Genomic DNA, 20,052 nt, shown 5'->3' on the forward strand with positions numbered 1-20,052 from the left:
GAATAGGCTCTTTGACTAGCTTTTTCACCTGAATCTGAGCCCTTTTGGATAATAATTTTTCAAAACATTTCCCGTTACCTTGGCAAAGCCTAATCCGTTTCCTTGAACCACAACTTGGTACCAGCCATTTGGTTGAGCTTCAGACAATTGAACGGTCTCACCAGCCACATATTTTACAAAGTCCTCATCATTGATTTCAGCACTTTGTTTTACTTGGCTTGGTTTCAAGGCTAATCCCAGAGCAAAGCTTGGTTCAAAACGTTTCTTCTTAAACGTCCCCAGATGAAGTCCATTTCGGGCAATTTTGAGTTTCCCTAGATCAGGTAGCATCTCTGGCAAGAGATAGAGTTGATCTCCAAAAGTCTGCAAGATACCAGTTAAGGACCTTTTGAGATGTTTTTGGGCAAAATCATGCCACAAGTTCTGCTGTTCCCGACTGAGATTGCTCTTGCTAGCTTTGAATTTGGGTGCTGGATTTTCTCCCTTAAACTGCAGGTGGGCAACAAACTGGCCTTCTCCCTTGAAATGATGAGGATACATTCGCGCCGTTTCAGGAAGATCAATTCCTGCTAGCATACCGTTCACATGCTCGACTGGAAGCAGTTCAAAATCATAAGTATCCAGTAACCAGTGGACGATTTCTTCATTTTCCTCAGGTGCCCAAGTACAGGTCGAGTAGACCAGACGGCCACCCTCAGCAAGCATGGTCACTGCATCTTCTAAAATTTCTCTTTGGAGACTAGCGCATTGGCTCGGATAATCGGTACTCCAATAATCCATAGCATCGGGCTGCTTACGAAACATCCCTTCACCCGAGCAAGGTGCATCAAGGACAATCACATCAAAGTAACCTTTAAAAACCTTGGCCAAGCGGTCAGCAGATTCATTAGTCACGACAACGTTTGTCGCTCCAAATCGCTCCATATTTTCCACTAAAATCTTAGCACGCTTGCTTGAAATTTCGTTGGAAACAAGGACTCCCTGATTAGCCAGATAAGCTGCTAATTGAGTGGATTTTCCCCCTGGTGCTGCCGCCAAGTCCAAGACCTTCATGCCAGGACTTGGTTGAGCCACCTGGGCCACCATTTGGGCTGCAGGCTCTTGCGAATAAACGAAACCTGTCACGTGCTCTGGTGACTTCCCAGAAACTTTACCATAATACCCCCAAAGTGTATTTGGAATAGCATCTGCAAACGATAACTGACTTTCTTTTAAGGGATTGACCCGAAAAGCCGATACCGCTTCCTGTTTAAAAGAGGCAAGAAAATCTCTTGCCTCATCTTCTAGTATCGCTTCATATTTTTCAACAAATCCTTCTGGAAATTGCATTTAGTTCTCTTTCCTTTCGTAGATATAAGACTGAATCACTTCTTGCATCTCGATTGGCACCATCATGACAGGCTGACGCGTTTTAAAATCAGCGGGCTCACCTGATACTGTAAGAAGACGATAACCCAGACTTTCCCCTAAGATACTGGCCGCAGCGTAATCCCATGGCTGTAAGTAGGTAATATAAGTCAGAAGACGACCCGATAAAACCTTGGCAAAACTAATGGCCGCACTGCCGTAGACACGGACTCCCAACGCTGCTCGCCCCAAATCCGCCAGGCCCCACTCATTGCTTTCAAACATACCTGAGTTACCAGCAACCAGGAATTCTCTGAGGGGCTTCTTTTTAAAAGGCGGTAAGGGCTCATTATTGCGACAAGGAGGAAAGGCACCACCACCATGGTAACAATCACCTTTCATAACATCATAGATGATGCCAAATTTGCCCACACCATTCTCAAAATAAGCCAACATCACGGCAAAATCTTCCTGCTGAGCGACAAAGTTATTGGTACCGTCAATGGGATCAATCACCCAAACAGAGCCTTGATCGACCGCAGCACGCAAACAGCCCTCTTCCGCGCAAATCAAGTCCTCAGGATAGGAGGACTTGATCCGATCAACCAAGAGTTCCTGGACCTCCTTGTCCAAACGTGTCACTAAGTCAGTAGGTGAAGACTTGCACTCAACCTGCAAATCTTCTTTCATGTGAGCCAAAATATAGGCAGCAGCTTCCTGCACAATCTGTTTGGCAAATTCAAATTTAGTTTCCAAGAGAAATCTTCCCTTCTCTTTTTTCTTTTGCTAATTGAACTGCATGATAGAAGGAATAACCGCTAGCCGTCTCAAATTCGCGACCTAGGCGCTTTTCTTCACTTTTGCTCGGAACCACAGACTTAAATTCCTTGTAAGACTCTAGCAGCTTTTTTGCTTCTACCTTATCTTCATAAGCAGCTTCAACATCATTAAAAAAAGAAAGCACTGAAGCAAGTTCTTCAGTGCTCCACGACAAATCTAGTGGGTAACTATACTGTTTGTTCATCTATCCTATACCAGCTCTCAATGTTGCTTCTTTCAATTCTTGTTTACGGTAACTACGAGGGAGAAAAGCACGAATCTCATCTTCATTAAAACCAATTTGCATGCGTTTGGTATCTGTAATAATTGGGCGACGCAAAAGACTAGGATATTGCTCAATCAACTGAAGCAACTCCGATACCGAGATACTCTCTACATCAATATCCAATTTTTGAAAAATTTTTGAACGAGTTGAAATGATGTCATCAGTACCATTTTCGGTCAAGGAAAGAATATGTTGTAATTCTTTTCTTGTTAAAGGACTAGTCATAATATTATGCTCTTGAAAGGGCACTTTATGCGTCTCTAACCAAGCCTTTGCCTTACGACATGATGTACAACTCGGTGATAAAAATAGTGTAATCATGCTTTTCTCTTCTTTTATCTATACTTGCTATTTCTATTATACAAAAAAATAAAGCGCTTGACTAGGTATTTTTAGAAAAAAAGCCTATTTTTTCATAGAAAATAGACTGTTTTCTGCAAAAATCTCCTGCTTTGCAAGTTTATCTTTAGGATAACCTAACAATAAATAGGGAGTAGAGCAACTTCTCTCGTTTTTTATTAAAAATACAGAATTTTTTCCACTATTTCCTTGAAGCTTTAACAAAAAGGAAACCAAACATTCCTTCATACAAAGCAAAGAAAAGTAAAAAGGCATGGAGAAAGAAAGTCTCTGGCAAAATCCAAATAACGGGATCCTTTGCTGGATCAAAAAGCCAGGTATCATCTCCAACAAAGAGAATCTGATGGAAAAGAGTAAAGAATTGCTCAAAACCAATCAACACTCCCAGAACCCCAATGATAAGGGGCAATAGTACTAGAGTCAAAATACTTTTACGATATAAGGGGAGAAAACCCTTTTTCACAATCTTTCTAACAAAGAAATAGAAACTTGGTAGCGTCACTAGGGCAACTAGCTGAACTAGGTGAAAGAGATTCTTCACCACCGCAAAGTGATGTAAACCAGCCGCTGATGAACGAAAATCTGGCATCTCTAAGACCTGACTAAAGGGATTGGTCAGGTAATTCATCAAGATATGAAAGTTATACAGAATGGTTTCTGGCTTTAGATAGACTCGATTCGCTAAGTTCAGCCACTGAATCTCCATGGGATAGAAAATCCATGCCAGATAAATGGTTAAGAGAATAGACAGGGAGAGGAAAAAGAGCATACTTCCCCAAAAGGTTAGTTTAGTTTTCATCAAAATTCCACTCCGCAAGGCTAGAAACTACATGAGTTGGTGCGATTGGCAGGTCAGCCACTTCTTCTGCCTTGGTAAAACCTGTCGTCACCAAGAGAGTTGGAATACCATTGTCAATCCCTGCTCGGATATCTGTCAGGTAGTTATCCCCAACCATGAGCAATTCTTCTCTTTTCAAACCTAAGTGTTCAACCGCCTTGTCCATGATGATAGCATTCGGTTTTCCGATATATACTGGTTTGACCCGTGTAGCGACTTCAAGAAGTGTAATTAGTGAACCAGCACCAGGCAAGAGACCACGTTCCGTCGGGATATTGAGGTCAGGATTGGTTCCTATAAAGTGGGCTCCCTTTTGAATGGCTAGAGTTGCTGTGGCAAATTTTTCATAGTCAACTTGCCAGTCCAGTCCAACGACCACATAGGCTGGATTTTCCTTGTCTTCGACATAACCTGCCGCCTGGATAGCACCCTTGAGCCCTGCTTCACCAATGACATAGGCTGTCTTTTCCAGTCCCAAATCGTTCATATAGTCGATGGTTGCCAGAGTTGCTGTGTATACAGTCGATAGAGGGGTATTAATATTAAAATTCTGAGCCAACATCTCTTGAACACTCTCTGGAGTTCGGGTTGTATTGTTGGTTACAAAGAGATAAGGAATTTCTCGCTTTTGCAGTTCATGCACAAAAGCCTCTCCTGCCGGGATTCGGTCTTTCCCCTTGTAAATGGTTCCGTCTAAATCAATTAAATAACCTTTATAAGCCATATCGCCCTTTCTAATTGCCTTCAATTTCTTGCCACGTAATCATAGCTTGGGCATTGATCTCGCCATCACTGATAATCTCATGCTTGCTTTCTAGCCCCTTGAGTTCATAAGCTGAAGCAATCATGCCACCTGGTCGCACTTCTTTGACATATTTGAGATTGATTTTCTTTGGAATATACTTGGTCAAAAAGTCTGCTCCCATGACCTCAAAAATCCAATCCAGGTATTTACTGTTGTTAACATGACCATTCATATCCAAGTCGTAAAAACGAACATGGTAGTCTTTACTGATCGAGTTTTCTAGATTTGCATACTTTGGCCCACGGATGAGTTTTTTATCAAACTCAGACTGATAAGGCGCAACAATCTCCGGTTCGACAGCATGGACTTTACGACTATCTCTGTCCATGAGAACAAAGGTTGCTACCATGCGAATGATTTCTTGACCTGCTTCATCGTAGAGAGTAAAGCGACGATAGCAAAAGAGACGATTGTAAGTTAAGGCTTCCGTTTCAATCGTAATCTCTTCAGCAAAGCGAGGCAAACGTACCACGTCAATCTCATAATCCGTGATAATCCAGACCAGATTGTAGCGTTCCAAGACGTCCTTGTCACTGACTCCCAGCTCAATCGACTGCATACCTGATACTTGCAGGGACAGCAAAATCACATCTGGAAGTTTGATATGACCGTTCATGTCCGCCATATCAAAAGGAATTTTCATTTTCATCTGATAAGTTAAGCCCATTGTTCTACTCCAAAATAAATCGTTCTGCTACGGTGTCTCCCAGAAAGAGACCTCTCTTTGTCATTCGGACACGATCACCATCAATCTGCATAAGGCCTTGTTGAACCAAGTCTCTGATGATTTCGCCATAAAGTCCTTCAAAGGAACGTCCGAATTTTTCCTCAAATCTAGCCATGGAAACCCCAGATTTCTTGCGGAGTCCCAAAAACATTTCTTCTTCCATCTGCTCCTTTTGGCTCAGGTGTTCTTCGGTTATCCGAGCATCTCCTGCCTCTACCGCACTGAGATAATGTCGAATAGGACCGTGGTTTTTATAACGAACTCCGTCCACATAACCTGAAGCGCCCGCACCGATACCATAGTACTCAGCATTGTCCCAGTACATGAGATTGTGGCGACTTTCAAATCCGGGTTTAGAGAAATTGGAAATCTCATAATGCTCAAAACCAGCTCGCTCCAGTTCTGCGATGATGTACTCAAACATCTCAGCCTCCAGTTCCTCCTTAGGCAGAAGCAATTTCCCTCGTCTCATGCGGTTCATAAAGACCGTATGATTCTCCAAAATCAAGCTATAAAGACTCATATGAGGAATATCAAGCGAGATAGCCTTAGCTACATTGTCCTTTACTTGTTCCATGGTCTGACCAGGCAATGCATAAATCAAGTCGATGGAGATATTGTCAAAACCAGCCAATTTAAGACGGTCGATATTTTCATAAATATCCTTCTCCAAGTGACTGCGCCCAATTTTTTTCAGCATTTTGTCATCAAAAGTCTGCACACCCAAGGAAACACGATTGACTGGTGACTGCTTCAAAACCGCAATCTTATCCACATCCAAGTCTCCTGGGTTTGCTTCAATGGTCAACTCTTCCAAGACAGACAAGTCTAGATTTTTAGTCAAGCCATCCAAGAGCACTTCTAATTGCGGAGCTGACAAAGCCGTTGGCGTCCCACCTCCAATGTAGAGAGTTCGCAACTTTTGGATATCATAAGAACGAAACTCCTCTAGCAGATGCTCCAGGTAACTATCTACTGGTTGATTCTTGATAAATACTTTTGAAAAGTCACAATAATAACAAATCTGAGTGCAAAAGGGAATATGCACGTAGGCGGACGTTGGTTTTTTCTGCATAGTACTTATTATACCATAAAGACAGGCTTGCAGATAAAAATCACCATCTCCAAAAACCAGAGATGGTGATGCATTATACTTCAGTAATATCGATGATGATTTCTTCTTGGTCTTCAGCAACGTCTGGAGTTGTTGACTGTTCTTGCCACTGCTCCTTGAGATTGTTAAAGGTTTCCTTTGACGCTTCTGTAGCTTGTCGAGCACAGTTTTTAGCTTGGTCAAGGACACTATCAAAAGTGATTTCACCAGATTCTACTTGTTCCTTTGTTTTCAGCACAAAGTCCGTCGCCTGTTCCTTCACTTCTGTTAGTTTTTCACAAACCTGCTCTCTAGCATATTCTGGATCTTCTCTCAAATCATCTAGAAAATCCTGAGCTTGACTACAAACTTGCTTACCCTTGTCACTCGTCAAAAACAAAGCAAGAGCTGCACCTGAAACTGTTCCTAAAAGGATAGAGGATAGTTTTCCCATAAGATTTCTCCTTTTTTATTTTTTGAAAAATTTACTTGCGACACGAAGAGCGGACAATCCTGCACCTGTTTTAATGGTCTTTGAACCAGCAGATGAAGCCTTTTTACCTAAAACACGTGCATGTTGGTTGAGATCAGATACTGACTCAGATAAGTCAGCCACAGCCGTAAAGAGTGGATCAATCGTCGCAACTTTGATATTGATATCGTCTGCTAACACATTGACCTTAGCCAACAATTCATTGGTCTGATGCAAGGTAACGTTCACATCTGAGCTCAACGTTTTGATGGTTTTCTCTGTTTCATCAATCATACGACCGGCTTTTTGAATCGTGATTGTCAAATAGACTAAACAGACAATCAAAGCAATCGCAACAAGTATATATGCAACTTCTAACATTTATTTTTCCTCCTCTGTATGATAGAAAGGGGCTTTCTTTCGATTTTGATAAAGTATGATAAAAATACCGAGTCCGATAAGGATAACTGATAACCATTGGGAAACTCGCAGGCCAAAGAACATGAGACTATCCGTCCGCATTCCTTCGATAATCATACGACCAAAGCCATACCAAATCAAGTAGAAAGCAGTGATCTGACCACGTCTGATTCCCTTCAATTTTCTTCTAAAAATCAAGATTAAAGCAAAACCGATCAGATTCCAAACCGACTCATATAGGAAGGTCGGCTGACGGTAGCTACCCTCAATGTACATCTGGTCACGGATAAAGCCTGGCAAATAATCCAAACTATCTACTGCTGCACCGTAGGCTTCTTGGTTAAAGAAGTTCCCCCAGCGTCCTAAACTTTGGGCAACCATGACGCTTGGTGCTGCAATATCTAAGAAATCCCAAGTATTAATCAGCTTTCTATCTGCAAAGATATAAAGGACAATAGCCCCTGCTATCAAACCTCCATAAATGGCCAAGCCTCCATTCCAGATGGCAATGATTTCACCTGGATTTTGCAGATAATAATCTAAGCGAAAGAGTACGTAGTATAGTCTAGCACCTAAAATAGCTATCGGAAAAGCAATCAGGATAAAATCCAAGATATCATCTGATAGAATTTTCTTTTTAGGAGCTTCTTTCATGGCAAGGTAGACAGCCAAGATCAATCCAGCCACAATACACAAAGCATACCAACGAATGGAAAAAGGACCGATTTCAAATGCAACTGGATTAATCATCTTTCACCTCATTTTTGGAGATGAGATTAGTCAAGCGTTCTTCAAATAAACGCGTCGCATCAAATCCCATTTCTTTAGCGCGATAGTTCATGGCTGCCGCCTCAATAACAACAGAGATATTGCGTCCTGTTTTTACTGGAATGCGGATACGCGGAATCGTTACACCAGAAACTTCGAGTTCTTCAGCATTGTTTCCTAGACGATCAAAGGTCTTATGGGTATCATAATTTTCCAAGTAAACAGCCAACTGAACTTGTGAAGAATCTTTTACAGCACTTGCTCCGTAGAGACTCATCACGTCAATAATACCCACTCCACGAATCTCAAGCAAATGCTTCAAAATTTCAGCGGGCTCTCCCCAAAGGGTCATTTCATCCTTGGCAAAGATATCTACACGATCGTCTGCTACCAAACGGTGCCCACGTTTCACAAGCTCAAGACCTGTCTCGCTCTTACCGATACCACTATCCCCTTGGATCAAGACACCCATGCCATAGATGTCCATCAAGACACCATGCACACTCGTACGTTCAGCCAAACGGGAATCAAGGTAGCTAGATAACTCTCCAGATAAACGACTGGTTGATGTTCGACTGGTTAAAATCGCAATCTTACATTCCCTAGCAGCTTTCAACATTTCTTCTGGCACTACCAAGCCACGAGCAACGATGACAGCGGGTGTTTCAGGTAGAAACATTTTCTTCAAAACTTGATAACGGTTATGGGCAGGCATGGCGACCAAATAGGACCACTCCTTCATCCCTAACAGTTGAAGCCGCTCCGGAGTATAGTAATCAAAATAGCCCGTCATTTCAAGACCTGGTCGAGAAATGTCTGCAGTATTGATTTCTTTTTCAAGTAATTCACCTTCACCGTAAACAATGTCTAATCTGAGCTTTTCAATGACTTCTTTTACTAAAACCGACATAATTTCCTCCTTCAATCGAGTTCTCCCTACTATTATATCAAATTGTGGTAGGAAGTTTCCTTTTTTTGCAGGATTTACAGTATTTATTTGGAAAGAAAAAAGGCTAGACAAGTCTAGCCTTTCATTTCAAATTAGAATTTTTTACGTTTACGAGCTGCTTCTGATTTACGTTTACGTTTTACAGAAGGTTTTTCATAGAATTCACGTTTGCGTGTTTCTTGAAGAGTACCAGCTTTAGTAACCGCACGTTTGAAACGACGAAGTGCATCGTCAAGAGATTCATTCTTACGTACTACTGTTTTAGACATTTTTTTCACTCCCTTCAAGTTCAAGATCTATTCCATTTTACACACAAAGTGAATAATTGTCAAGAGAAAAGCGACCATAAACTTTTATTATTTTTACTTTCTTCTTTTGAAGATGAAATAAATCACTAAGATGCAGAGAATCAATCCTAAAACAGCTGGTTTTACAATCGATATGCCACTTCCTCCACTAAATAAAAGACTATGGGCAACCTTCAGAAACGCTCCAATTACTACCGTTGCTAATAATCCATACCAACGTCTATTCCATGTTAAGGATATAATAGCTGTAAAAAATGCTAGAATTGTTGCCAAAATGATAACTTTTTCAATACTCCATCCGCTCGTAAAATAAGTCTTCTCAAAATTCAAAAACTCAATTACTTTTACATCAACTATTTCCGGCTTTGGGAACCAGAACATACTAGTAAATAGGCAAAATATAGAAAAGAAAATCAGGCTATAGGATTTTTTATAAGCTCCCATTACAATTGGAATAATAAAGAGAGGGCGAATATACCAACTCAGAGTATTCTGGTGTCTAGTAAACGCCCACTCAAAAAAGCTCCTATCTGATAAAAAAACGACAATGATAGCAATCGTTAGAAACAAGAAAACAACACCGCCTATTTTATCTAACGTTTTTATTTTCATAACTTTTCCCTTCTTGAATTCATAAAATTAATTCATCCATAGCAGATTCCCACCAAGTGAGTTATCAACTTCTAATCGTTTTATTGGTAAAATATTAATGTTCTTCCAACCACGCTTTTATTCTATTGTCAAGATATCTATTTGCTCATCGTTAACGATGATTGCTTGGCGGTTATGAAGTGGTAGCAATTCAAGCTGCTTTTTATAGGTTTCAAAGGTCTTTTTGCTACTATCAGTAAAAGGTTCCTCGCCATAATGTGGAAGGATATAAAAATCCACTTCATCCAATCCCGCTGTATCAGATAACTCTGTCGCTACCGTCTTATCGTCCATGAGTTTATTGTAGTCAATATCCTTGGCTGTAATGATAGCCCCTGCTGATTCTCCCACATAGACCAGTCCATCTCTTATTTGCTCTTTGATGAGAGATAGGAGTTGTTTTTTCTTTAATTCTTGCAATAAATAAAAGGTATTCCCGCCTGAGATATAAAGAATCTTGCTTTGGAAAATCTTTGCCTGAGCAGTTTCTCGATCACAAGAAGCAATATCCAGAACCTCTATCTCAAATCCTAAATCCCTGAATGTTTGCTGAGCCTCATCGATATAGGCAGTATAGTCCTCTTTGTTCCCAGCGGTAGGAATAAATAAAACCTTATTTTCTAGATTCTTTTCCTTTGCATAATCGCTAAAAAGCTTTTTGACTTCAGCAAAGTATGAACATAAAAATAATTGTTTCATGATTGTACCTCCATTAATGTTTAACAATTTTATAAAGGATCCATGATCCCTTTCTTTGACAAGTTACGAGCTCAAACCCTACTGATAACAAGAATCGTCTAAATGCTTCTTCGTTTTAGACCTCTGGTAAAAAGTAAGACAACTTGTTATATTCACAAGCCAGTAAGAGCATCCCGTCTGATTTGAGTATTCTTCGAAGTTCCATAAAAGAAGCCTCTAGATCCTGCCAATGAAAATGAGTTTGAAAAGCTGTGATTAAATCAACACTTTCATCAGAAAAGCCTGTCTCCCTAACGTCTCTTCGTTCAAAATTTAGATTAGTCATCTTTATCTGTTTAGCTTGAGCTATTGCAGTATCTGAAATATCGATTCCAGTTATGGTACTTTGCGGAAAGGGTTTTTTCAGCAGGATGGTTGAACGGCCGTTTCCAACTCCTACATCTAAGATTGCAGGGTAAGATGTTCTATCCAGATAACGAATTGCCTATACAAACATGGGAAGGTAGGCTCTATTCCACAATTTCATCATTCGTTTCCCTAGAAAGCCCGAAGGATTCTTTGATTGCTGAATTAAGCGACTAAATAGTAACATTAAAAGTAAAAAACAAATAAAACTGATTATATAAATCAAATTCGAGCCTCCTCGTATAGCTATATTATACCACTTTAGCAGGATAGTGAACATTTGAAGTAAAAAGCCACTCACTCCAAAGAGCAAGTGGTTCTTGTAATTTTACTTTTCAAGCAAGCTGAGCGCTTCAGCATCCGCAATAATAGTCACATCAGGGTGGTTTTGTAGGCTGCTTGCTGGGAGCTTCTCAGTCACTGGGCCTGCTACTGTTCCAGCAATAGCTTCTGCTTTCGACTCACCGTAAGCAAAGAGAATAATTGACTTGGCATCCAAGATGTTTTTAATTCCCATTGAGATGGCTTGAGTTGGAACGTCTTCAATCTTGTCAAAGAAGCGAGCATTGGCTTCGATTGTAGACTGGTCTAGGTCTACAAGGTGTGTCTGGCTATCAAAGGCAGTTCCTGGCTCATTAAATCCGATATGTCCATTGCGACCTATTCCCAAGATTTGCAAATCAACTGGATGGTCAGCCAAAATTTGGTTGTAGCGTTCTACTTCAGCTTCAGCATTGTCCTTAATCCCACGAGGCAAGAAACTTTCTTTAAATGGTTTTTGGTTGAATAAGTGTTCTTGCATAAAGTGGCGGTAAGACTGAGGATTGTCTCCGTCAAGTCCTACATACTCATCAAGGTTTACACTGGTTAGATTTGAAAAATCAAGGTCACTCTCAACGATTTCCTTGTAAAACTCAAGTGGACTGCTCCCTGTCGCAAGTCCTAATGTTTGAGCACCATTGGCCAATTTTTCCTTCAAAATCTCAAAAGCAACTTTTCCACCTTCAACTTGATTTTCAACTTTAATAACTTTCATCTTTTCATCCTCCGTTTTAATCTATATTTATTATATGGTATAGACCAATTTTTGTCAAGTGAAAACGATTTAATTTCTAAAAAAAGAGCGCCCAAACTTGAAACGTGTTATAATGGATAAGATTAGAACTTAGAAAGAATGATGAAAAAATGAATACAGCTGATTTTGATTTCCACTTACCAGAGGAATTAATTGCCCAAACGCCACTTGAAAAACGGGATGCGTCTAAACTCCTTATCGTTAATCGTGAGACGGGAGAAATGCAGGATAAACACTTCCACTCTATCATCGATATGCTAGAACCCGGTGATGCTCTTGTTATGAATGACACCCGTGTTCTCCCTGCCCGCCTCTATGGCCAAAAGGAAGAAACTGGAGGCCATGTGGAGCTTCTCCTACTCAAAAATACCAGTGGAGATGAGTGGGAGGTTCTCGCTAAACCTGCTAAACGCCTCAAGGTTGGCACTCGGGTCAACTTTGGTGATGGTCGCCTCAGCGCTGTCGTTACGGAAGAATTGACTCACGGGGGCCGCATTGTCCGCTTTGAATACCAAGGAATTTTCCTAGAAGTTTTGGAAAGTCTCGGTGAAATGCCACTACCGCCCTACATCCACGAAAAACTAGATGACCGTGAACGCTATCAAACGGTCTACGCTAAAGAAAGTGGCTCTGCTGCTGCACCGACTGCTGGACTGCACTTTACCAAAGAACTGCTAGCAGAAATCCAAGCCAAGGGTGTCCATTTGGTTTATTTGACTCTCCACGTTGGTTTAGGAACTTTTAGACCTGTTTCTGTGGACAATCTGGACGAACACGAAATGCACTCAGAATTCTATCAACTTTCTGAGGAAGCAGCGGCCACCCTTCGCTCTGTCAAGCAAAATGGTGGCCGCGTCATTGCTGTCGGAACCACCTCTATCCGCACGTTAGAGACTATTGGTTCCAAGTTTGATGGGCAAATCCAGGCTGATTCTGGCTGGACCAATATCTTTATCAAACCTGGTTACGAATGGAAGGTTGTGGATGCCTTTTCAACCAACTTCCATCTGCCAAAATCAACTCTCGTCATGTTGGTTTCTGCCTTTGCAGGCCGTGAATTAGTCTTAGATGCATACCAGCACGCTATTCAAGAACGCTATCGCTTCTTTAGTTTCGGTGATGCCATGTTTATCTATTAATTTTCATAAGCAAAAAACGCATAGAATCAGATTTGATTCTATGCGTTTTATAATAGATAACTTTATTAGTTAGTTTATTTTAAAGGTCTGATCTTTCAAGCTCTGAACACTGGCATTGATAACTGCTCCGATAATCAAAATCTTAGCAATAAGAATAAACCAGAACATCATGACCACAACGATGATGGAACTGAAAAATCGGACATCCACTAGGTGATTGATATAGTTATTAAAATAAACAGAAAAGATATTCAATAAAAAGATAAGAGTTAGCAAGACAAAGACACTTCCTGGTAAAACATAGCGGATTCGTGGTGCTTTTACTTTTGGAAGGAAGTAATAAATCATGACTAGAATGGCAAAGATCAAGGCATAGACCAGAGGGCCTGTAAAATCTTGCAGGTAGGAAAATAGCGGACTGTCTGATTGCCAGTAAGTTTTGAGGAGGTTGAGCAACATACGACCAAACATACTCAAAAACAAGGCTAGGGCAAAAAGAATCTGCAAGCCGAGGCTAACAAGCAAACTCATCAACTGATGGGAGATAATCCCTCGACTTTTGGTCACCCCATAGGCTTTGTTAAAAGCTTTTTGGAGGAAATCCATTGATTTTGAAAAGGTCCAGAGTGCAGATAAAACGGCAAAACTCAGCAAACCAGTCGATGGTTGAGTCAGAACTTCTCGGACAATCTTAGCGACCACATCATACACCGTATCAGGCAAGAATTCCTTGATTGTAAGTAAGAAATTTGAGACCGGAATCTGAAAATAAGGCAAAATATTGACCATTATCATTAGCAAAGGAAAGATTGAAATCAACCAATAGTAGGCAACCGCAACACTGGTCAACTCGCTATCAGATGCTTGATAATAATGCAAAAAAGCTTTCAATAAGGGCCTGTCCATCAGCTCTTTCCACCACTTTTTCATGTTCCATCCTCCGTCATTTTCTTCATCATCTAAGTTCTTCTGATTAAATCTACCATATCATAAGGCAAGGTATTTGCGGCCTCTTTCAGAGAATAATTCTCTAAATTATTCACATTTTGGCGTAGTTTTTTAGCATACTTGGCTGTTATCAGTTTAGCCTCTTCGTATTCAAAGATTGCCTTACGTTCGAGATAGTAGCCTCGTAGCATTTCATCGATATTATTTGGCTTGATGCGATTGATAACCCGCTCAACAAAAGCACCACTTCCGATAATGGCCGTCTCGCGTAGACGAGACTCTTGCATAAAACTAATCAGAGAACTCTTATAAACCCCCTTGAGGTTTTCCAAACTCTCGATAATCAGCTCTGTATTTTCCAAATACAACTCTGAAATCTGATCATAATCAACTGCTAGTAGTTTACGAGATTCTTCATTCATCCAACTACGAAAAGTCTTACCAAATGTAAACATTTCATGGAGTAGAAAGCGCAGTATCCGTAAGGAAACTAGGAAGTAATAAGTCACTCTAGAAGCGAAATTCCGATTGATACTCTGCTCCATGTTTTTTAGGTAACGTTGGTAAACTCGATAGCCACGCTCACTGATTCTATTTTCTTCATAGGCTTGCTCCAAACCATCACTCTCAATACTCAAGATAAGAAGTTTGAGGGACTCCCAGTCCTCTTGGACTCTCTTATTTTCCAGACTAAGGATGAGGTTTTCAATCCGACCATGATAGTTATCAATAGCTGCATAAAGAGGAAGTTTGTTCTTGTGATGGTCCAGCTCTTTTTCTAATTCTGCAGCTACATCATTCAGAATCGCTATATGCATCAAATGATCCTTGCTTTCCTCTTGTTCTTCAGATAAGTGAGGGAGAACCAGTAAACCCGTTAAAAAGCTCAATAGTGTAACGCCTGCTACAAGGAAGAGTAACAAAGGATATTCCTGCTCCAAATGACTTGGTATGAGGAGAATGGTCGCGATAGATACTGTCCCTTTGACACCAGAGAAGGTCAAAAGAAGCATATCTTTCATGTAATTACGAATCTTTTTCTTAAGTCGACGCGTCCTTACAAAGTAAAAACCAGCAATCATGACAAAGCGGATCGTAAAAAGCAAGAAGGTCAGAACGACAACTGAGAGAAGTAAAAGAAAGGGATTGTAGAGAGAATTAGATACAATCGGCTCTGCAATCAATTCTAACTCCATTCCCAAGAGAACAAAGACTGATCCGTTTAGCATAAAGGTCACGGTATGCCAGACGGTCTCCGTCACGGTGTCAACTTGAGCCTCAAGGAGCGTAATTTTCTTAAAACGACTGGCCTTCAAAATCCCTGCAACCACTACTGCGATAATCCCTGAAACATGAAACTCTTCTGCGATAAAAAAAGTCATGAGTGGCAAACTTAGCTCTAGCAATAGTTCACTGGCTATATCTATCGCTCGCACACTCAGTAAAAAGGTATGCAAGAAACGATTGACCATAGCCGTCACAAAACCGACTACAAAACCACCAAAGATAGAAAGTGCTAGGGAAGTCCCAGCTTGGCTGAGAGAAAACGTTCCTGTTGTCCAAGCAGCAAGAGCCATCTGAAAGGCAACCAAACCAGAAGCGTCATTTAAGAGTCCTTCCCCTTTTAAAATATTAGAAACCCGTTTTGGAAAACGAAAACGTTCAGAAAGAGATGCAAAGGCAACCAAATCAGTTGGCCCAAGTGCCGCTCCAACTGCTAAACAGGCAGATAAAGGAAGAGTCATCCAAAGGAAGTGAGCCATACCTCCTAAGCTTAAGGTCGAGATAAAAATCACAGGAAAAATTAGAAAAACGACAATCCGCCAGTGCTTCAAAATGGACGTAATATCCGCTTCTTCTGCCTCCCGGAAAAGTAAGGGACCAATAACCATGGCTAGGAACAGCTCTGTATTGAGATGAAAGTCCGCATCTGGAACAAATAAGCCAATACCAATCCCCAAAAGAATTTGTACAAGAGGAAGGGGCAAAAAAGGGAGAAGTTTATTGGTCGTAGTTGAAATGATTAAGACAAATAAAAATAGAATCAAGTAAATGAGTAATTCCACACAATTCCTCCTTAATCTTTTTTACAACAAGATTCAAAAATCTCCTTTTGCTCTTGGATTTTCTGATCAATCTTAGAACAGTCTTTGTGCTCAATTTTTTTCTGGCATCGTTCCATTTCAAGAGCCACTAATTTTTTCTTGATTTTAAGCATTTTCTTACTCATATGTTCTTCGTCGAGTACTCCAACCGCTCGTTCATGCTGCGTTGACTCGACAAAATTTTGGCGCATAGCCTCTAATTTCTCACGAAGGTATTGTTTATCCATGCCTATATCTTTCTAATTTCTCAATCATAACTAAAAACGGGGGATTGTTGACTTGGTTGAGGGTTCGATAAATCACAACTGTGAACTCTTGTTGGTTCAACTGGCTAACAAAGTCCAAAACAGCATCCCTCTCAATATCTCCTCCCTCATGACCATAGTAGATCATGATAGCAATCCGTCCTCCTTTGACAAGCAAATGGCAAAGCTTTTCTAAGGCTTCGATAGTAGTCTGAGGTTGAGTGATGACGGATTTGTCAGCAGAAGGCAGATAACCCAGATTAAAAATCCCTGCCTTAGCTTCTGTCACAAACTGGTCTAGTGTCTCATGACCTTGCAAGATTAACTGGGCATTTGTCATTCCAGCCTGATCCAAACGCTCTTGCGTCTTCTCCAAAGCCTGCTCCTGAATATCAAAGGCATAGACTTGCTTGGCTAACTTGGCTAGAAAAAGGGTATCATGGCCATTGCCCATGGTCGCATCCACTACGATATCCTCTTTTGTCACAACTTCCGCCAAAAAATCATGCGCCATCTCAAGTGGTCTTTTCATTTTTAAACTCCTGTTTTACAGCCTTGCATCCTTGCATACTTCCACGACGGCGCATCTCAGTTTCAATAGCATTTAGCACTTCCCATTTATTGAGGCTCCACATGGGACCAATCAGCATATCTCTAGGTGCGTCTCCTGTAATTCGATGGATGACGATATGCTTGGGAATGATTTCCAGTTGGTCACAGATGACCTTGACATACTCATCCTGACTCATCAGTTGTAAGCGTCCTTCGTGGTAATCTCGTTGCATCCGTGTATTGGTCATGAGGTGAAGCAAGTGCAGTTTAATTCCTTGAATATCATTGTCCGTAACACAGCGACGAACATTTTCAATCATCATCTCATGAGTCTCACCAGGCAAACCATTGATCAAATGGGAAACAATCTCAATTTTGGGATATTTTCTCAAGCGTTTTACTGTTTCCACATACAATTCATAAGAATGAGCACGGTTAATCAGGTCAGAGGTTGCTTCAAAGGTTGTCTGTAAGCCCAATTCTACCGTCACATGCATGCGCTCCGATAACTCAGCCAAATATTCGATGGTTTCGTCTGGCAGACAGTCTGGGCGCGTTCCGATATTAATTCCTACTACACCTGGCTCGTTGATAGCCTGCTCATATCGCTCCCGAATCACTTCCACCTTTTCATGGGTGTTGGTAAAGTTTTGAAAATAAACCAGATACTTTTTAACATCTGGCCACTTGCGGTGCATAAAGTCAATTTCCTTATAAAATTGCTCACGGATAGGGGAATCCGGTGCCACGATAGCATCTCCAGAACCTGAAACTGTACAAAAAGTACAGCCCCCATGAGCCACAGTTCCATCCCGATTGGGACAGTCAAATCCCGCATCAATCGGAACTTTAAAAGTCTTTTCTCCAAAAAGTTTTCGATAATAATCATTCAAGGTATTATAAGATTTCATAACTTTCATTATAACAAAAAACACCCACAATCTCAAAAGCCTGACTTTCCAACAAATTCCCTTGTTTCTCATTTCCTTTAGCGTTTTTTTATGATACAATATGGGTATGATTTTAATGAAAATAGCATCTATTTTATTATTGATATTAACCTTGGTGGTTTGCTTTATTGTCACCAAGCTTTTCGGACTCAGGAAAATAGGATTTAATTTCGCGGATGTAGCTTTTCCACTTTTGGTATTTGAGTACTATCTGATTACTGCTAAAGCCTTTACCCACAACTTTCTACCACGACTTGGTGTCGCACTTTCTCTCCTAGCAATCCTCCTTGTAATCTTTTTCCTTGTCAAAAAACGAAGTTTTTATTACCCTAAATTCATCAAATTCTTCTGGAGAGCCGGTTTTCTCCTTACCTTAATCATCTATATAGCAATGATTGTCGAATTGATGATGGTAAAATAATTACCAACCCAGTATTAAATGCTGGGTCTTTCTTTTACTCCTATATCTAAAAAGGACCAGAGGAATCCTCTGGCCTTTTTATCACAGATTGAACCTAAGAAAAATAAATGGAAACTATCTTTCTCACGCTAGATTATTTATTTTTACGGCTTACAAAGTACAATCCACCAGTCACTGCCATCAAAGCAAGTCCTGCAACTACTGCTGCATTAGATGCTTTTTCACCAGTGTTAGGAAGTTGAGGTTTTTGTCCTGGTTTACCTGGTTCATTTGGTTTACCTGGTTCATTTGGTTTACCTGGTGTTGGTTTTTCTGGAATGTATGTATTTGTGATATTGAAGTCTTCTACTTTAGATGTGTAACCTTTAACCGGAACTTCTACTACAGAGTATTTGAATTCTGTACCTTTAGTATCTTTATAACGCTCAAGTTCTGTGAACTCATAAGTCCAACCAGTTGCTTCTGAAGCTACCGCAGTCTTACCAGTGTCTTGACCATCGGCAAGAAGTTTCACTGTGATAGATGTTGGACGGATACCGTCTTTGTTATTTTCATCATTCCAGATCTTATGACCTTTTACAGATGTTTTCACTGGTGTGTATTCATTGGTAACTGTGTACTTACCATCTTTGTCCGTAGTAACTGTTGAGGTATATTCTTTCACGGCCACTTCTTTGACAGTGTACTTGATCTCTGTACCATTTTCATACTTAGGAAGTGGTTTTGATTCGAACTTCCAACCAGTTGCTTCTGAAACTTCAATTTCTTGAACGAGTTCAGCTTTTTCGCCTTCACCCTTAAAGATTTGAACTTTCACTTTATCTGCACGTTTGCCGCTTTGGTTGTTGTTATCTTTCCACACCTTAGTTCCTGAAAGGATAACTGTATCTGTATTGTGAGTGTTTGTCACTACTTGACCAGTTACAGAGGCTTTATAGCCAGCTGGTACATCTACTTCATCGATAGAGTAAGTGATTTCTTTACCAGCTTCGTATTGTGGAAGATTTGTAAAGGATGCTACCCAAGTGTTAGCGTCTGTCTTATCCTTAGCTGTCAAGGTCAATTTCTTACCTTCAACAGCTACTGGTTTAGATTTATCTACAGATTTGAAAAGTTGAACCGTTACGGACTTAGGACGTTTGCCGTCTTGGTCGTTCGCGTCGTTCCATACTTTTGTTACTTTGTAGTCGATTGCTTTAGGAGCATATTTGTTTGTGATGGTAAAGTCTGTAATAGTTGATTCGTATTCTGCTACGGCTTCTTCTGTTACAGTGTATTTGATTGATTTACCATCTTTATATTTTGCTAATTTCGTGAATTCGACAGTCCAAGTTCCGTCTGCGGCTGCTTGAACTTCTTTCGAATCAACTTTCTGACCGTCTGCTAAAAGATTGATTGTAATCTTAGTTGGACGTTTGCCATCTTGGTTATTAGCGTCATCCCAGTTCTTGGTTGCTTTTACATTAACTGTTTCCGGGGTGTAGCTATTGGTGATTGTGAAGCCTGATACAGCATCACCAATAACGTCAGAATTGTAGCCAGTAACAGTTACTTCGACTACTGAGTAAACAATCGCTTTACCAGCTTTGTTCACATCAAGATCTGTGAAGCTTCCTGACCAGCTGTTGTCTTTATTGAGTTCAAGGGTCTTACCTGTATCTTGACCATCG

Annotated in this window: 24 protein-coding genes and 1 pseudogene; 2 read left to right on the plus strand and 23 right to left on the minus strand. The window is 40.6% G+C overall.

Annotated features, from left to right (window positions below):
- Positions 1-24: 24 nt before the first annotated feature.
- The 17 genes and pseudogenes from HMPREF9188_RS06615 to HMPREF9188_RS06695 form a co-directional block, all read right to left on the minus strand.
- Positions 25-1,329: an RsmF rRNA methyltransferase first C-terminal domain-containing protein gene (locus tag HMPREF9188_RS06615; protein WP_009730334.1), complete on the minus strand. Its 1,305-nt coding sequence runs from the start codon at positions 1,327-1,329 to the stop codon at positions 25-27.
- Positions 1,330-2,103 carry an inositol monophosphatase family protein gene (locus tag HMPREF9188_RS06620; protein WP_009730335.1) on the minus strand — a complete coding sequence of 258 codons (774 nt, stop codon included), beginning with the start codon at positions 2,101-2,103 and terminating at the stop codon, positions 1,330-1,332.
- Entirely contained in the window at positions 2,093-2,371 is a 279-nt protein-coding gene (locus HMPREF9188_RS06625; protein ID WP_001041968.1) for a UPF0223 family protein, read from the minus strand. The genes HMPREF9188_RS06620 and HMPREF9188_RS06625 overlap by 11 nt, the downstream gene beginning before the upstream one ends.
- On the minus strand, positions 2,372-2,773 hold the full coding sequence (locus tag HMPREF9188_RS06630) for a Spx/MgsR family RNA polymerase-binding regulatory protein (RefSeq protein WP_002875821.1): 402 nt from the start codon (positions 2,771-2,773) through the stop codon (positions 2,372-2,374).
- A gap of 220 nt (positions 2,774-2,993) precedes the next feature.
- A complete protein-coding gene (locus HMPREF9188_RS06635) occupies positions 2,994-3,611 on the minus strand; it encodes a TIGR01906 family membrane protein (RefSeq protein ID WP_009730336.1) in 618 nt (205 codons plus the stop codon).
- The gene (locus HMPREF9188_RS06640; RefSeq protein ID WP_009730337.1) at positions 3,601-4,374 is read right to left on the minus strand and encodes a TIGR01457 family HAD-type hydrolase; all 774 of its coding nucleotides are present in this window, start codon (positions 4,372-4,374) and stop codon (positions 3,601-3,603) included. The genes HMPREF9188_RS06635 and HMPREF9188_RS06640 overlap by 11 nt, the downstream gene beginning before the upstream one ends.
- A gap of 10 nt (positions 4,375-4,384) precedes the next feature.
- Positions 4,385-5,122 (minus strand): acyl-[acyl-carrier-protein] thioesterase, encoded by a 738-nt coding sequence (locus tag HMPREF9188_RS06645; protein WP_009730338.1) that lies wholly within the window; start codon positions 5,120-5,122, stop codon positions 4,385-4,387.
- Between the two features lie 4 nt (positions 5,123-5,126).
- A complete protein-coding gene (hemW, locus tag HMPREF9188_RS06650; protein ID WP_009730339.1) occupies positions 5,127-6,257 on the minus strand; it encodes a radical SAM family heme chaperone HemW in 1,131 nt (376 codons plus the stop codon).
- A gap of 73 nt (positions 6,258-6,330) precedes the next feature.
- A complete protein-coding gene (locus HMPREF9188_RS06655) occupies positions 6,331-6,729 on the minus strand; it encodes a YtxH domain-containing protein (RefSeq protein ID WP_000517391.1) in 399 nt (132 codons plus the stop codon).
- 15 nt (positions 6,730-6,744) lie between these two features.
- The gene (locus HMPREF9188_RS06660) at positions 6,745-7,128 is read right to left on the minus strand and encodes a DUF948 domain-containing protein (RefSeq protein ID WP_009730340.1); all 384 of its coding nucleotides are present in this window, start codon (positions 7,126-7,128) and stop codon (positions 6,745-6,747) included.
- Positions 7,129-7,917 carry a prolipoprotein diacylglyceryl transferase gene (gene lgt, locus HMPREF9188_RS06665; protein ID WP_009730341.1) on the minus strand — a complete coding sequence of 263 codons (789 nt, stop codon included), beginning with the start codon at positions 7,915-7,917 and terminating at the stop codon, positions 7,129-7,131. It abuts the gene before it with no gap.
- Positions 7,910-8,845, minus strand: a complete 936-nt coding sequence (hprK, locus tag HMPREF9188_RS06670) for an HPr(Ser) kinase/phosphatase (protein ID WP_009730342.1) — start codon at positions 8,843-8,845, stop codon at positions 7,910-7,912. The genes lgt and hprK overlap by 8 nt, the downstream gene beginning before the upstream one ends.
- 131 nt (positions 8,846-8,976) lie before the next feature.
- The gene (rpsU, locus tag HMPREF9188_RS06675; protein WP_000048054.1) at positions 8,977-9,153 is read right to left on the minus strand and encodes a 30S ribosomal protein S21; all 177 of its coding nucleotides are present in this window, start codon (positions 9,151-9,153) and stop codon (positions 8,977-8,979) included.
- 93 nt (positions 9,154-9,246) lie between these two features.
- Positions 9,247-9,804, minus strand: coding sequence for a hypothetical protein (locus tag HMPREF9188_RS06680; RefSeq protein WP_009730343.1), 558 nt, complete (start codon positions 9,802-9,804; stop codon positions 9,247-9,249).
- A 117-nt stretch (positions 9,805-9,921) separates the two neighbouring features.
- Positions 9,922-10,542, minus strand: a complete 621-nt coding sequence (locus HMPREF9188_RS06685; protein ID WP_009730344.1) for a Type 1 glutamine amidotransferase-like domain-containing protein — start codon at positions 10,540-10,542, stop codon at positions 9,922-9,924.
- A 13-nt stretch (positions 10,543-10,555) separates the two neighbouring features.
- Positions 10,556-11,023: pseudogene (locus HMPREF9188_RS06690) on the minus strand (class I SAM-dependent methyltransferase).
- Between the two features lie 252 nt (positions 11,024-11,275).
- Positions 11,276-11,983 (minus strand): glucosamine-6-phosphate deaminase, encoded by a 708-nt coding sequence (locus HMPREF9188_RS06695; protein ID WP_009730345.1) that lies wholly within the window; start codon positions 11,981-11,983, stop codon positions 11,276-11,278.
- Between the two features lie 149 nt (positions 11,984-12,132).
- On the opposite strand from HMPREF9188_RS06695, the gene queA reads away from it, so the two are divergent.
- Positions 12,133-13,161 carry a tRNA preQ1(34) S-adenosylmethionine ribosyltransferase-isomerase QueA gene (gene queA / locus HMPREF9188_RS06700; RefSeq protein ID WP_009730346.1) on the plus strand — a complete coding sequence of 343 codons (1,029 nt, stop codon included), beginning with the start codon at positions 12,133-12,135 and terminating at the stop codon, positions 13,159-13,161.
- Positions 13,162-13,230: 69 nt separating this feature from the next.
- On the opposite strand, the gene HMPREF9188_RS06705 is transcribed toward queA, so the two are convergent.
- Genes HMPREF9188_RS06705 through HMPREF9188_RS06725 form a run of 5 tightly spaced genes read right to left on the minus strand, consistent with a single transcriptional unit; the run spans position 13,231 to position 17,931 of the window.
- Complete coding sequence (locus HMPREF9188_RS06705; protein ID WP_009730347.1) at positions 13,231-14,091, minus strand: YihY/virulence factor BrkB family protein; 861 nt, start codon at positions 14,089-14,091, stop codon at positions 13,231-13,233.
- Positions 14,092-14,120: 29 nt separating this feature from the next.
- A complete protein-coding gene (locus HMPREF9188_RS06710; RefSeq protein WP_009730348.1) occupies positions 14,121-16,175 on the minus strand; it encodes a cation:proton antiporter in 2,055 nt (684 codons plus the stop codon).
- Between the two features lie 11 nt (positions 16,176-16,186).
- Positions 16,187-16,441 (minus strand): hypothetical protein, encoded by a 255-nt coding sequence (locus HMPREF9188_RS06715; protein WP_000361099.1) that lies wholly within the window; start codon positions 16,439-16,441, stop codon positions 16,187-16,189.
- A complete protein-coding gene (locus HMPREF9188_RS06720) occupies positions 16,434-16,991 on the minus strand; it encodes a tRNA (mnm(5)s(2)U34)-methyltransferase (protein WP_009730349.1) in 558 nt (185 codons plus the stop codon). Before HMPREF9188_RS06720 ends, HMPREF9188_RS06715 begins: the two co-directional genes overlap by 8 nt.
- The gene (locus HMPREF9188_RS06725) at positions 16,975-17,931 is read right to left on the minus strand and encodes a TIGR01212 family radical SAM protein (protein ID WP_009730350.1); all 957 of its coding nucleotides are present in this window, start codon (positions 17,929-17,931) and stop codon (positions 16,975-16,977) included. The genes HMPREF9188_RS06720 and HMPREF9188_RS06725 overlap by 17 nt, the downstream gene beginning before the upstream one ends.
- A gap of 91 nt (positions 17,932-18,022) precedes the next feature.
- Here HMPREF9188_RS06725 and HMPREF9188_RS06730 point away from each other — a divergent pair, with 91 nt between their 5' ends.
- Positions 18,023-18,382 (plus strand): DUF3397 domain-containing protein, encoded by a 360-nt coding sequence (locus tag HMPREF9188_RS06730; RefSeq protein WP_033588922.1) that lies wholly within the window; start codon positions 18,023-18,025, stop codon positions 18,380-18,382.
- A gap of 133 nt (positions 18,383-18,515) precedes the next feature.
- On the opposite strand, the gene HMPREF9188_RS06735 is transcribed toward HMPREF9188_RS06730, so the two are convergent.
- Positions 18,516-20,052 (minus strand): Cna B-type domain-containing protein (locus tag HMPREF9188_RS06735; protein WP_009730351.1); only part of this gene is annotated, 1,537 nt, incomplete at its 5' end.

Source organism: Streptococcus sp. F0441, assembly GCF_000314775.2.
Classification (GTDB): Bacteria; Bacillota; Bacilli; order Lactobacillales; family Streptococcaceae; genus Streptococcus.